The 15410-nt window shown below is 35.3% G+C and carries 9 protein-coding genes; 5 read left to right on the top strand and 4 right to left on the bottom strand.

Annotated elements, in window-relative coordinates:
• The first annotated feature begins 140 nt into the window (after window positions 1–140).
• The 3 genes from LV89_RS10265 to LV89_RS10255 all read left to right on the top strand — a co-directional run bounded on the left by LV89_RS10265 (window position 141) and on the right by LV89_RS10255 (window position 4394).
• Window positions 141–1202 (top strand): AAA family ATPase, encoded by a 1062-nt coding sequence (locus LV89_RS10265; protein ID WP_374755139.1) that lies wholly within the window; start codon window positions 141–143, stop codon window positions 1200–1202.
• Between the two features lie 19 nt (window positions 1203–1221).
• Window positions 1222–1968, top strand: coding sequence for a hypothetical protein (locus LV89_RS10260; protein ID WP_109742804.1), 747 nt, complete (start codon window positions 1222–1224; stop codon window positions 1966–1968).
• Window positions 1969–2105: 137 nt separating this feature from the next.
• Window positions 2106–4394, top strand: coding sequence for a GH92 family glycosyl hydrolase (locus LV89_RS10255; RefSeq protein ID WP_109742803.1), 2289 nt, complete (start codon window positions 2106–2108; stop codon window positions 4392–4394).
• A gap of 63 nt (window positions 4395–4457) precedes the next feature.
• On the opposite strand, the gene LV89_RS10250 is transcribed toward LV89_RS10255, so the two are convergent.
• Window positions 4458–7313, bottom strand: a complete 2856-nt coding sequence (locus LV89_RS10250; protein WP_109742802.1) for a M14 family zinc carboxypeptidase — start codon at window positions 7311–7313, stop codon at window positions 4458–4460.
• 344 nt (window positions 7314–7657) lie between these two features.
• On the opposite strand from LV89_RS10250, the gene LV89_RS10245 reads away from it, so the two are divergent.
• Together LV89_RS10245 and LV89_RS10240 are read left to right on the top strand one after the other, a co-directional pair.
• Window positions 7658–8041 (top strand): hypothetical protein, encoded by a 384-nt coding sequence (locus LV89_RS10245; RefSeq protein WP_109742801.1) that lies wholly within the window; start codon window positions 7658–7660, stop codon window positions 8039–8041.
• Window positions 8042–8106: 65 nt separating this feature from the next.
• Complete coding sequence (locus LV89_RS10240; protein WP_229201500.1) at window positions 8107–9279, top strand: glycoside hydrolase family 130 protein; 1173 nt, start codon at window positions 8107–8109, stop codon at window positions 9277–9279.
• A gap of 52 nt (window positions 9280–9331) precedes the next feature.
• Here the strand turns inward: LV89_RS10240 and LV89_RS10235 are convergent, their stop codons facing one another.
• The 3 genes from LV89_RS10235 to LV89_RS10225 form a co-directional block, all read right to left on the bottom strand.
• The gene (locus LV89_RS10235) at window positions 9332–10648 is read right to left on the bottom strand and encodes a TolC family protein (RefSeq protein WP_109742799.1); all 1317 of its coding nucleotides are present in this window, start codon (window positions 10646–10648) and stop codon (window positions 9332–9334) included.
• Between the two features lie 205 nt (window positions 10649–10853).
• The gene (locus tag LV89_RS10230) at window positions 10854–13958 is read right to left on the bottom strand and encodes an efflux RND transporter permease subunit (protein ID WP_109742798.1); all 3105 of its coding nucleotides are present in this window, start codon (window positions 13956–13958) and stop codon (window positions 10854–10856) included.
• A 260-nt stretch (window positions 13959–14218) separates the two neighbouring features.
• Window positions 14219–15271, bottom strand: a complete 1053-nt coding sequence (locus LV89_RS10225) for an efflux RND transporter periplasmic adaptor subunit (RefSeq protein WP_109742797.1) — start codon at window positions 15269–15271, stop codon at window positions 14219–14221.
• Window positions 15272–15410 lie beyond the last annotated feature (139 nt).

The raw sequence follows: 15410 nt of genomic DNA, 5'->3' as shown, positions 1-15410 counted from the left end.
CATCTATCTACGTAAACGATTGTTATACGTATCAAAACTTTAATATTGATTTGATACAGCATCAGCCATTTAGTCATTTGATTTTGACTGGGAAAAATGGGTCGGGAAAGAGTACGATTTTGAGGAATTTGAATTTGCATTTGACAAAAGCAATTGTCGAAGGTAAAAATGCGATAACTGAAGCAAAAAATTTACGGGAATTGCTCAACAATAATTCTTTGAGAAATTCTAACTTAACAAGTGTTCCCAATTGGGAAAAATCTGTTGATGAATTTGAAAAAATCACTCCATTGTTTAGGACTGAGATAGTTCCATTACTTTTTCAATCAAGAAAAGAAATAATTTTTACCTATCTATCAACCCAACGAAGTAGTAATGTAAAAGATGTAAAAGTTCCAACAAGACAAGATGAATTTAAGCAACAACTGGAACAAAACTATGCACAGTCTTCAAGTTATTTCATTAATTATTTCATGCAATTTCTAATAAATAAAAAAGTTGCTCAGGCTTTTGCACAATTAGAAAATAATCAGGATGGGATAAATAGTATAAACATTTTCTTTGAACAACTGGAATCGTGTTTTAGGAAAATATTTGAGGACGAAAAACTTAAATTAGTTTTTAATAAAGATGCCCTTAAAATAACATTTATTTTAGGTGATGGTCGAGAGCTATCCTTTAACAATTTATCCGACGGAATATCTGCATTGTTAAGTATAGTTATGGATTTGTTCGTAAGAGTAGAGTTAATACGAGAAGATGTAGATGATTTAACTTTTAATCCATGTGGAATTGTTTTGATTGACGAACCTGAAACTCACCTTCATTATTCGTTACAATATAATGTTCTCCCAATACTTACGACATTATTTCCAAATGTTCAGTTTATAGTAGCTTCACACTCGGCGGCTATTGTTTCAAGCATTAAAAATGTTACCATTTTTGATTTAGTTTCGAAAGAAGTTCTTTCGGATGATGCAATAGGTAAAAGCTTCTCAGAATTAATGGTTTCTCACTTTGGTTTGGATAATGAATTTTCAGACTTTGCTGATGATTTATTTGAAAAAGTAAATACTATTTTAAAGGAAAATAGAAATAATATTCCGTTAAGAAATCAACAACTCAAAGCTATTTTGGAGGAAAATGAACGTTATATTTCTCCAACTATGCGTTTTGAATTAGAAGCTAAAATATCTGAATAATTAATTATCTACCACTATTATGATTAATGTTACAAGAGGTGACAAACCGACTTCTTTAGATAATCCCGCAATTCAAAGCTATTTGGATAAAGTTGCATCATACAACAGTTTGGAGGATGACGACAGGAAAAATGCCTCAAAACCTGAAAGTAATATCTCTTATAGAAATTCTGATGTTTTAGAAGCATTTGACCGTAATTTTCATTCAAAATGTTATCTGACGGAACAAAAATTTGAGAACTCTTGGGCAATGGATATTGAACATTTTAGGTCTAAAGCATTTGGTCAATTTCCAGAACTAAAATATGAATGGACAAATTTGTATCCATGCTCGCATGATGCCAATATGGCAAAACCTCGAAATGAGCCTGATGGAGGTTATTTAGACCCGTGCGTTCCCATTGATGATGTTGAAAAAGAAATTATATACACCTTAGAAATGAACGGTGTAGCTTATTTTGATGTTTTAAACAAGACTAATATCAAAGCTGTAAATACTTGTAAATTATTGGATAAAATACACAATGGGACAGATGACTACTCAATAAAGAAAACGGGTGAATTAAGACATCTTATCCACAAAAAAGAGCGAGAAGTAATTAGATTAATCATGGAATGGCTGAATGTCAAAGGCAGCAATATTGAAGAAGAAATTAGAGCAGAGCGTAAAATCAAAAATATTCTCTCTCGAAAATCTGATTTTACCATGCTATTACGTTCACTTTCTTGCGTGAAAAAATATTTACCAGAAGATTTTTTAGATTAGTAATTTTAAAAAGCCAAAATATAAAATAATAGCAACGGTGCTGAATTTTCAGCACCGTTGCTATTTAAACCCAAGCAGGATAAAAACCATACAAATAAATTCTACTTTTACACCTCAACATCTTTCCTAAACATATCATGAAAAAATTATTGACTTCATCGTTGGTCTTCCTTGCCGTTATTGCCTTCGGACAAACTGCCAAACAAGAAAAGTTACTACAATACGTCAATCCTTTAGTCGGTAGCGATTCTCGTTTTGATTTCTCGAATGGTAATACTTATCCTGCCATTGCATTACCTTGGGGTATGAATTTCTGGACTCCGCAAACTAATAAAATGGGCGATGGTTGGTGTTATCAATACGCCAGCAACAAAATCAGAGGCTTTAAACAAACGCACCAACCTTCTCCATGGATTAATGATTATGGTGCTTTTTCCATTTTTGCTACTACTGAAAAACTCGTTTTTGATGAAAATAAGCGTGAGTCGTGGTTTTCGCATAAGGCGGAGGTTTCTAAACCAAATTATTACAAAGCCTATCTTTCTGACTACAACACGACTGTTGAAATCACGCCAACTGAACGTGCTGCGAGATTTAGAATTACCTATCCTCAAACGGATAAAGCGTACTTAATTATCGACGGTTTCTTCAAAAATTCGATGGTGAAGGTTTTTCCAAAAGAAAGAAAAATCGTTGGTTATGCTCGTAACTCGTCGGGAGGTGTGCCTGATAATTTCAAAAACTATTTTGTCATCTATGTTGACAAAGAATTTGAAGAGATTTTCGGCGTAAAAGATGGTGATATTCAAGTTAATGTCTCAGAAGTTGAAAGCAAACACGCTGGAAGTATCATTCGCTTTAAAACCAAAACGAATGAGCAAGTTAATCTAAAAATTGCGTCATCATTTATCAGTGCAGAACAAGCTGAATTGAATTTGCAGTCGGAAATTGGTAACCAAACTTTCGACCAATTGGTTGAAAAAGGGGCAAATTCATGGAATACTCAACTTAACCGAATCAAAGTTGAAGGCGGTTCTGTTGATGAAATGAGAACTTTTTACACCGCTTTGTATCACACCATGCTGTTCCCAAGAAAGTTTTATGAAATTGGAAAAGACAATAAAATTGTGCATTATAGTCCTTACAATGGCAAAGTTGAAAGTGGCTATATGTTTACCGATAATGGTTTTTGGGATACATTCAGAGCCGTTTTTCCTCTTTTCAATTTAATGTACCCAGAAATGAACAATCAAATTATGGAAGGTTTAGCCAATACTTATAAAGAAGGTGGTTGGTTACCAGAATGGGCAAGTCCAGGGCATAGAGATTGTATGGTTGGGTCAAATTCGGCTTCCATTATTTCTGATGCTTATTTAAAAGGTGTTGGAAAAAGCAACATTGAAACATTGTACGAAGCCATCACTAAAAATACAAAAAACGAAGGGCCTTTGAGTTCAGTTGGACGTTTGGGAGCTAAATATTACAACGATTTAGGATATGTTCCTTACGATGTAGGGATTAACGAAAATACGGCTCGTACACTCGAATACGCTTATGATGATTTCACGATTTGGAAATTGGCAAAATCACTGAATAAACCCCAAAGTGAAATTGATTTGTACGCTAAAAGGGCTCAAAACTATCGTAATGTGTTTGATAAATCTATCAATTTTGTTCGTGGAAAAAATAAAGATGGAAGTTTTCAATCGCCTTTCAGACCCGACAAATGGGGTGATGCCTTTACAGAAGGTTGTTCTTGGCACTGGACTTGGTGCGTATTTCACGACGTACAAGGTTTAGTAGATTTGATGGGTGGCAAGAAAAACTTTGTGTCAAAATTAGATTCTGTTTTCTCATCACCTCCAACTTTTGATTATTCATATTACGGTATTCAGATTCATGAAATTACGGAAATGTTAGTGATGAATATGGGGCAATATGCACATGGAAATCAGCCTATTCAACACATGCCATATTTGTACAACTATGCGGGCGAGCCTTGGAAAACGCAATATCATGTTAGAAATATTATGAAAAAGCTTTATTCTGCTAATCCAGACGGACTTTGTGGTGATGAAGACAATGGACAAACCTCCGCTTGGTATGTATTTTCTGCTTTGGGAATGTACCCAGTTGCTCCTGCTACCGACCAATATGTGTTGGGTTCTCCATTATTCAAAAAAGCTACAATTAGTTTACAAAATGGAAAAACGTTCACGATTGTTGCTCCAGAAAACAATGCCAATAATGTCTATGTTTCAGGTGCGAAATTGAATAATGTTGGATATTCTAAAAACTTCTTGAATTACAACGATGTCATGAAAGGTGGAACATTAAACTTGATGATGTCTTCAAAACCTAATAAAACAAAAGGAATTGCTGATTCAGATTTTCCTTATTCGATGACCAATGAATTGAAGAAATAGAAACAAATAAAAAAATCCTCTTGATTTTCAAGAGGATTTTTTATGTAAAATGCAATCAATAATTTACTCCTTAATTATCTTCACAACCTTTTGTTTATCAGCTTCTTGTACTGAAATAAAATACATTCCAGTTTTCAAGCCCTTTGTGTCAATTTTGAATTCATTATTTTCTAAAATAACTTCTTTAGTTCCAAGTTCAAAACCATTGGCAGTAGTCATTTTCACTTTTTTCGGTTCATCAATAGTATTATAATTCAAACGAATTGTAACAATATCAGTTACAGGATTTGGATAAGCCGTTACATCATTTGAGTTAAAATCTAAGAAAGAATTATCTTGACTTTCCATGCCATCAACTCTTGCTAAAGCATTTATTTGAGCCGTAGCCGTAATGTTTATTGTATAATCTTCTACTTCACCATAAGTAAATGTTTCGCATGATGTTGGATATGCTCCATATTTTGCAGAAACTCGCATTCTGGTTGTTCCCAAAAGAGCCGTTGTCGGAATAGTAAATGTTCCTGTTTTATTTCCTGCTCCATTAAAAGTTGTACTTACCACTTGTTCTCCTGCGTCTGTGAAAACGCCATTTTTGTTATAATCTATCCAAACTCTCCAATACATGGTGTAAACTGTACTGGTAAATCCTGCTGAAAAAGTAATGGTTTGGCTCGCCCCTCTCACTGTATTAGTTGAAAGTGCCGTGCCATTATAATAGCCTGCATCTTTTCCAGAAGTACGATTAATTGAGCCTAATTGTACATAATCCATCCACATATAGGTCAAATTTGTTCCTTTTGAAGCACAATACGTAATAGATGATGTGGTAAATTGTCCAGTAGCATAAGTACTACTTCCAGATGCACAATTTGCTTTTACTCGCCAGTCATAAGTGCTTGAAAGCGTCAATCCAGACAAGGCGTAACTGGTTGTTGTATTGGTACTTGTTGCGGTAATCCATGTAGCCGAACTCGCCAATTTATATTCAACCGTATAATTGGTTGCTCCTGAAACAGCACCCCAATTTAAAGTAGCACTTGTTGAAGTTATCGCTGAAGTAGTTGGCGTTGTTGGAGCTAAACAAGGTGATAATGTTGTAAAATTTCCTTGCGAATAATTACTACAAGTCGAGGTTCTCACTCTCCAATTATAAGTTTGGCTTTGTGTTAAACCATTAAGACTAAAACTTGTACTACTCACCAACGTATCAGCCGACCATGTAGCACTTGCACTGTTTTTGTACGAAACATAATAACTTGTAGCACCTGCCACTGCTCCCCAACTCAAAGTTGCACTATTGAGCGTCACATTTGAAGTAGCAAGATTATTTGGCGTAGCACAATTATACATTACACTTACGGTATCAGTTTGTGGAGAAAGTCCATTATTAACCGTAATAGCAAATTGTAGCGTTGTACCATACGGTGTTGCGGAGTCAATTGTAAAAGCGATATTATCACTTTGTGATTGTAATAACGTTAAAGTATTGTACGTTTTTGCTGCACCAACTGAAGTAATAGCACTTGATATTGGTGCAATTGAAACTGTATAAGAAGCAGGTTTTACACTAAAATTTTGAATTGAATACGTTAACGTACCACTTGTTGATGACAATGTTTGATTAGCCGTTGGCGTTACTTTGGCAAAGAAAGTCGCAACCTTCATCGCCTTTTTATTCATTTCAACAGTAGTATTACAAAGGGGAATAATTCGGGAAGAAGCAGGGTAAAAACCTTCAGCGGCAGGGCCAATTTCGGGCGTAAAACTGTAAATTTTACCCTTCGTAGTTTGTTCTCCATATTTCCAGTCATCACCTGCACCGTTGGCGGTATAAGCAACGGTTTGCATTGCATTACCCGAAACAAAACCATTTTCAGCTACAAAAAAAGAACCCATTTGTTGAAATAAACTTAATTCTGGGTTGGTATTCGTTGTAGCGTAACCATACGGGTGAATACAATAATTACCATAAGCATGGAAATCCATTGAAAGTGTAAAAGTATGGGCATTACAAAAATTTCTAATAATTTGCGTTTCTGGCTCAGAAAAAGCAGATGGGCCTCTATAGGTTTCTGAACTCGTTGTTGGAGAAGAACCTGTATTGTCAATTCCCCATTGAAAACCATAATTACGATTTATATCAACGCCATAAGTGTTATTTCCATTATTCTTACGATTTTTTCTCCACATTCCTCCACCACTCGGATTAGTTCCTTGATTATAAACATAACCATCAGGATTCACACATGGAACAAGATATAACTCTGTACTATTAACCAAAGTTCTAATCTCTTTATCAGTATTATAGTTTTCTAAAATATGCCACATAAAGAAAATTAACTGACTCATACTCATGGGTTCACGGGCGTGGTGAACAGCATTGAAGAACATCTCAGGTTCGGCTTCATCTACATCTGGATTGTCGCTAATTTTTACCATAAAAACATTTCTTCCTTCAACAGTTGTTCCGATACTACTTTTGGCTGAAATAAGATTTGGATACAATGCTCGCATATTGTCCAAAATCGTCTGTAATTCTGCAAAAGTAAAATATCCTCCATACGACCCTAAGGCAAAATTACTTGGCGTTGTGACAGCCATTTTAGCATTTTTCGAGGCTTTTTTATCTATATCCTGATTATATTTTGTTAGATTTTTCTCTAAATCCTCCACAATATAAGTTACTTTAACATTATTTTTTTTCAATAATGAGAGGTCACTATCAGAAATTTCGGCGGTGAAATTCTTTTTATTCTCATAATTGAAATGGTCAATTTCCAAACCATTACTAAACAAATACGCTAATTTTTGAGGTTCAATTTCAGCGGTAATCCTATGAAATTTCATTCGCTGAGCATTAACTCCGAATGTTAACAAAACGAAAATTACAAGGGCGGGCAAGTAAAATTTCTTTTCCATAAATAATTAAATTTTAAGTTGAGTTTTCTTAGAGTATGGGACATCCAAACCTCTAAAGCATTAGCAGTTAAAAAAATGGGATAGTTTTAAGAGAAGGCAATTATTATTTTATAAAAATGACAATGGTATAAGCAGATTACTACGAACAATTAATATTTCAACTCTACTACTTATCAGTACAAAGGAGGAAAATTTAGTATTTTCGATTAATTTCCCGTAAGTTAAAATTAATCTTTTAAAAATCCATATTTTTTAAAAAGAAATTATAATAAACCTAATTCAAAAAATATAACTCTATCACTTAATTTTTATCTTTGAGAAAACATCAACTTAATTAACTCATCATGAAAAAAACGCTTCTTATCTTGCTAACTACATCAATGGCATTGACCTCGTGCAGTAATCCAGAAGTAGAACAACTAAAAAAAGAAAATGCCGCTTTAGCAGCCCAAGTACAAGCTCTTAAAACGGGTGGAACTGCCAAAGGTCCAAAATACATTTTGAAAATTAAATTGAAACAATCTCATTTTTCGCTGAGTATCAAAAAGCATATCAAAGATGCCGTCAATGCTATTGAATTTGAATTGCCTGTTGACAAAGAGTTTTTTGATTCGGTTTCAGAAGGAACAGAATTGGTTGATAATTTCAGATTTGGCTCAATGGTTTTATACGGAAGTTTTGGCGATTGGGAAATGACAGTTAAGGACAAAGAAATACGTCAGCAATAAGTTTTTTGTAGAGACTTAAAATTTAGACTATTTTCAAAAGTATATTCCATCAACAATCTCAAATTATGAAATCAAATTCGATTATTTTCGGAAGTATATACTTAATGTCGCAGGTTAAATTTGAGTCGAAAAAACCTCACCCGTGCGACATTAAGTACATACTTCCGATTATTTTTTCAATACTCCTGCAAATTTGTGTAGGAGTCGCAAATCTTTTTGCCCAACAACCCAATTGGACTTTAACACCATTTATTAAACAAGATGTTGTAAATCCGATTTTATTGCCCGTAAAAAATACTACATTCTATTGCCCCGTCAGTAAAAAAACCGTGAATTGGGAAGCAAAAGACGTGTATAATCCTGCGGCAGTGGTACGCAATGGCAAAGTTTATTTGCTTTACAGAGCCGAAGATACGCTCAAGTCTGTCGATGGAACTTCTCGTATTGGTTTGGCAGTAAGTAATGACGGCATTCACTTTAAAAGACAAGCAAAACCCGTACTTTTTCCAGAAAATGACTTCATGAAACCTTACGAGTGGGCAGGCGGTTGCGAAGACCCACGCATAGTTGAAACCAACGAAGGTAAGTACCTTGTAACCTACACAACTTATGATGGAAAAACAGCTCGACTTTGTGTGGCATCGTCGTCTAATTTACAGCAATGGAAGAAACATGGATTGGCTTTCAAGCAAGAAAAATATCGAGATTTATGGTCAAAATCAGGAGCAATTATCTGTAAAAGAGTTGGCGAAAAATTGATAGCAACCAAAGTAAATGGAAAATATTGGATGTATTTTGGCGATACTGATATTTTCTTGGCGAGTTCAAAAGATTTACTCAATTGGGATATTTTAGAAGATTCAAACGGAAAGCCCAAACCTATTTTCGGGGCAAGAAAAGACAAATTTGATAGTCGTTTGGTAGAATCTGGACCTCCTGCTATGATAACCAAAAATGGAATTTTATTACTTTATAACTCGATGAATTTGCATGAAGGTGGTTTTGCTGGTTTGCCTCCAGATGCGTACAGTGCTGGACAAATTTTGATGGATAAAAATGACCCTTCAAAGGTTATTGCCAGAACCGACGATTATTTTATGAAACCAGAAAAAGATTATGAGTTGAACGGACAGGTTAATCAAGTGGTATTTATTGAAGGAATGGTGTATTTTAAAAATCGTTATTTTTTATACTACGGAACGGCTGATTCTAAAATTGCCGTTGCGGTTTATAAGTAACACAGACTTTAGTCTGTAAGTAAAAACCACTTACAGACTGAAGTCTGTGTTACTAATTACCCAATTGACTTGCTAATTGCTTCAGTGTTATTTCTGCAACTTTGGCATTATAACTCAAATTATTCAAGCGATAACCTGAATTTTCAAAGCTTTGCTGAGCTTGTTTAATATCTATAATCGTTGCTTGTCCTAATTGAAAACGTTGAGTGATGACGTTCAATAATTTCTCTGCTAAAGCATAATTTTGTTTTTCTGCTTCTATCAAACTCAATGTTGCCGTGAAGCTTTCCCAAGCCTTTGCCGCAGTATTTTTAAAATTCTGCAAAACTACTTCTTTTTGCAAACGAGCATTTTCAGTATTGACTTTCGCTACTTGAATCTGACGGATATTATTAGTTCCTGCATAAATCGGTACAGTCACGTTTACCCCTAAAAATGGACCATATTGTTGGTTCAATAATGTAAAACCCGCCGCACTTTGGCTACGCACATAATTATATCCTGTGTTCAAATTAACCGTTGGATACCTTCTTGCTTCTGCTTCTTTTTCAATAATTTTATTAATACCAATTTGGGTTTCGGCAGATAATAAACTCGGATGATTTTTCAAACTAACTTGAATATTCTCCCATTGCAGAGCCTTATCTACTAAAATGGTATCTTTTATGACAATTTCGGTATTGGGTGACATTACTAAACTACGTAACAAATCGTCCTTTGCTTGTTCAATTATGACATTTTGAGATTGTAATGCTTGATTTTGAGCATTTAAATCTAATTGAGCTTGAAATAATTCTGCATCATTTGACAATCCTGCACTTCGGCGAGCTTCAATTAAATCTAATTTTTGTTTAGAAACCACAATAGATTGTTGGAGTGTTGCCACAAAATTTTGTTGCTGGACTACCACATAATATTTCAACATCACGTCTGCAATGACATTTTGTATAGAAATATTCAATTGGTCTTGACTTAAATGTTGGAGTTCTTCTAAACGCTTTTTCGTTGCTAAAACTCGTCCTCCATTATAAAGCATCATCGTTGCGGTGAAGCCAATATTAGAGTTGTTTGAGGCAACAGAAGTACGATTAGTCACAGTTCCATTACTCAATTCTTGATTCAAACCTGTCAATTGTTCATTAGTTGCCGCCGTTCCTGTAACAGTTGGTAAACCTCCTGCCACGCCAATGTGGTTATTGATACTGGCAGCGGTAATGTTATTTTTGGCAATTTGAATGTCTAAATTATTCTTTAAAGCCATTTCAACAGCTTGTGATAAAGTTATTTGCTGTTGAGCAAATCCATTATTCGCAAGCATTAATAATGCAGAAAAAGAAAATAGACTTATATATTTCAATGAGATATTCATATTTTTAATAATGAGCGAAAATAAGTATCGAGAATAATTTATTTAATAATATTAATGTCAGTTTATTATGTAGTGGCGTATAGCATACGCCAAAATTGTCAAAACATTGGTGTATGCTATACGCCACTACATAATGTCAAATAATTTATTCCTAATACTTATAACTAATTAATTGTCAATATTTTCCAAGATTAATCATTACGACTTAATGGGCTTCTGTTGTTCCATCTTCTTCAAGAGCCAATTTAGATTCCTCAGTTACATAATTTGTACTTGAAATAAATGTATAAATGGCAGGAATTACCAATAAGGTCAAAACTAAGGAGAATAAAATACCTCCAACCACTACCGTTCCCAAAGGCACACGGCTCGTTGAAGCCGCTCCCAAACTCAATGCAATTGGTAATGCTCCTAAAGAAGTGGCTAAACTGGTCATTAAAATCGGACGCAAACGTTGCGTTGAAGCTTCTACAACTGCCTCAAATTTAGACATTCCCTCCTCTCGTTTCTGGTTGGCAAATTCTACAATCAAAATACCGTTTTTAGTTACCAAACCAATCAACATAATCATCCCGATTTGAGAGAAAATGTTTAATGTTTGGTCAAAAAACCATAAACTCCCTAACGCACCCGCCAAAGCTAAAGGCACAGTAATCATAATTGTGAATGGGTCTTTGAAGCTTTCAAACTGTGCAGCAAGCAACAAATAGATAAGCGTAAGTGCCAATCCAAAAGCAAAAGCCGTATTTGAAGAACTTTCAGAATAATCTCGTGAAGGTCCACTCAAAGCCGTTTGGAAAGATTTATCTAAAACTTTATCTGCAATTTTTTGCATGGCTTTTACACCATCACCAATCGTTTTGCCTTCTGCTAATGACGCTGAAACCGTTGCCGATTTCAAACGATTGAAGTGATAAAGTGTTGAAGGATTACTACTTTCTTCTAACTTAACAACGGCACTTAACGGGATTCTTTCACCACGAGTATTAGTCACAAACAGGTTTTCAATATCGCTTGGTTGCGTTCTCTCATCTCTTTCTACCTGTGCAATTACTTCGTATTGACGACCATTCATCGTGAAATATGCCAATCTTCTACCACTAAATGCTCCTTGTACCGCACTCACTACATCTTGGGTAGTCAATGCCAAATCTTTGATTTTGATACGGTCGAAAGTCATTAAAAGTTCAGGCTTATTGAACTTCAAGTTTACATCGACGTTTTGGAAGGTTTTATCATTTCGTGCTTCTTCCAAAAATTTCGGCAAAGCATCTTTAATTTTAGCAAAATCAATATTTTGAACAACAAATTGCACAGGTAAACTACCACGAGAACCCAATCCAACAGAAATCGTTTGTTCTTGAATTCCGAAAATTCGAGCATTATTAAATTTGCTCAGTTTTTTATTGAGCGTTTTGGCAATTTCGTCTTGACTTCTTTCACGTTTATCTGGGTCAACTAAACCAATACGTGCAATAGAAGAGTTTGTTCCGCCTGTTCCTCCAAAACCGGGAATGGCATTAAACACAAAATCCTTTTCTGGAATAGAATCATTCAAGTAATTCGTAACCTTGTCAGAAACCGTTTGTGTGTATCCATAACTTGAACCTTCGGGCGTTGTAATGGTAAAACGAACACTACTTTTATCTTCCATCGGAGCAATTTCACTTTGCAGATTTTTACCCGATAACCAGATTAAAAGTCCGCAACCCAAAACCACCACCCAAGCCATCCAACGCACACGCATAAAGCCTTTCAAAATACGTTGATAGCCACTTTCCATTCCTGTAAAGAAAGGTTCAGTTTTGTCATAAAGCCAACCATGTCCCGCTTTTTTACGAGTTAAATACACATTCAGAACAGGCGTAATTGTCAGCGACACAAAGGCGGAAATTAAAACCGCACCTGCTACTACAATACCAAATTCACGGAATAAACGACCCACGAAACCTTCTAAGAAAATTACAGGTAAAAACACCACTGCTAAGGTTAAAGAAGTAGAAATTACGGCAAAGAAAATTTCTTTACTTCCTTCTAATGCTGCCTTTCTGATTGGCAAACCTTGTTCTAATTTTCGGAAGATATTTTCCGTTACAACAATACCATCATCAACTACTAAACCTGTTGCTAAAACGATACCTAAAAGTGTTAAAACGTTGATGGTAAATCCACACAAATACATCACGAAGAAAGTCGCAATTAATGAAATTGGAATATCTATCAATGGGCGAATAGCAATTAACCAGTTTCTGAAAAAGAAGAAAATAACCAATACAACTAATCCGAATGAGATAATTAGGGTTTCTTCAACCTCCTCCAAAGAACGACGCACGTTTTTGGTATTATCAATCAATAGTTTAAACTCAATGTCCGACTTATTTTCTTTCTTGATTTCCTCTAAACGCTTGTTAAATTCATCAGCGATTTTGATATAATTTGCTCCGGGTTGTGGCACAACCGCCAAACCAACGGCATAAACGCCATTGTATTTCCAACTTTGTTCTAAGTTTTCTGGACCTAATTCAACGCCTGCAATATCTCCTAAACGAACAATTCCATCAACACTTTGACGAATGATTAAATCTCTGAATTGTTGTTCAGTTGTTAATCTTCCCAAAGCACGAATCGTCATTTCGGTATTACTTCCGTAGATTTTCCCTGCTGGCAATTCTACGTTTTCACGAGCAAGAGCCGTTTGAACATCCGTAAACGACAAACCGTAAGCGTTCATTCTGTCCGTTTTGAGCCAAACACGCATCGAATAGCGTTTTTGACCCAAAATATTTACCCCACTTACGTCATTGATTGTTTGAAAACGTTGTTGAAGTACGTTTTCAGCATAATCACTGAGTTCTAATAAACCTTTACTTCTACTTTGAATCGCCAATAATAGGATAAAATCACTATTGGCATCGGCTTTTGAAACCACTGGTGGGGCATCAATATCTTGCGGTAAACTTCTTACTGCTTGAGCAACTTTATCTCGTACATCACTGGCGGCGGCTTCTAAGGGTACGTCCAAGTTAAATTCAACCGAAATTGAACTACTCCCTAAGGTACTCGACGAAGTAATTGAGCGAATTCCGGGAATACCATTAATTTGTTTTTCTAATGGTTCGGTAATTTGATTCTCAATAATATCGGGGTTTGCCCCTGTGTATGCCGTTCTTACGGTTACAATGGGCGGGTCAATGGCAGGATAGTCACGTACTGCTAAGAATGAAAAACCAACCACCCCAAAAAGGATAATTAGAATATTCATCACCGTAGCAAATACGGGTCTTTTTAATGATAATTCTGAAATATTCATGAATATGATGGATTAAATCAGCTTTAAAGCAATGATTTGATTTTCTACAAAGAAAAATAACTTTAGCATATAGTGAGTTTTATGTAGCACGAGAATCTTTCCCGTGAAGCCTACAAACAGATTAGACTCCAATGTCGCTTAGTTAAAGAATTTATTTGGTACAAACTTTCGGGAAGTTAATCAGCTTAACTAAACAATATTTGATTAGACTCTGTTGCCCTCCTATCGCTCAAAAAATATACTACTTGTTCTAAGTTCTATTACAAGTTTTTCACGCTACGAACTTTAACAGCTTTATCAGGACGAGCAAATAATACACCGTCAACAACGATAGAATCGCCGTCTGCAATTCCGCTTGTAATTTCCACAGAACCTTCTTGTCTCACGCCTGTTTCAACCACTACATAATTGGCAACGCCATTTTTCACAATGACTAACTTTTTATTTTTATCATCAGGAATGATGGCATTTGTTGGTACCATGATACTTTTTCGAGCTGAGCCTGCATTGAAATATACCTTTGCAAAAGTTCCGGGATTGGCAGAACAATTACTAAGCGAAGCACGAATCAATAAATTTCTGGTAGTTTGATTTACTTGTGGTTCACGAGCAATCACGACGGCTTTACAACGAGATTTGCCTTGTCCTTCTACGGCAACTTCTACCACCGAACCTTTGCGGATAATCCCTGAATATTCTTCTGGAACGGTAAAGTCAATTTTCAGTTTATTGACTTGTTGCATCGTAGCAATGATAGTTGTTGGAGAAACATAAGCACCTTGAGAAATCTGACGAAGACCAATTAAACCGCTAAATGGAGCTTTCAACACCGTTTTATCAATTAAAACTTGGGTATAAGCTAAATCTGCTTTCAGACTATTTACTTGATTTAATGCGGTGTCATATTCACCTTGAGAAATACCATTTACCGCCAAAAGTTTAGCCAAACGTTGTTCAGTTTTTTGGGCTAACTCCAATTGAACTTTGGTTTTATTCAATTGTGCTTGTAAATCGGCATCATTAATACGTGCCAAAACAGTTCCTTGAGCAACATTTGCCCCTTCTGGAATGTTGAGATAGGTAATACGTCCGCTCACTTCGGTATGGAGTTCTACAAATTCGTTGGCAACGATTGAACCATTCGCCTCTGTAATTGAACTAATACCTTGATGTGAGGCTATAATGACATCAACAATGGCAGGTTTGTCTTCTTTTTTACTTAAATCTTCCTTTTTCTTTTTACTACATCCTGTTAAACTCACACAAAGGACTATAACAGTAAGAAATACCAATAGTGGATTAGTGTTTTTCATTTCTTAAATTGAATATATTATTCATCGTTGATTATAATGTAAAGGTAACTTGAAGAGAATAACCTTTTATCCCGTTTTACTGCACAATATCAATATATTTCGACCAAGTTTTATAATGTGTAGATATGTCGGAAATACT

Source organism: Arcicella aurantiaca (assembly GCF_003148625.1).
Taxonomy (GTDB): Bacteria; Bacteroidota; Bacteroidia; order Cytophagales; family Spirosomataceae; genus Arcicella; species Arcicella aurantiaca.
The sequence above is the reverse complement of the archived record's forward strand: the minus strand, read 5'-3'. Positions and strand labels throughout refer to the sequence as shown.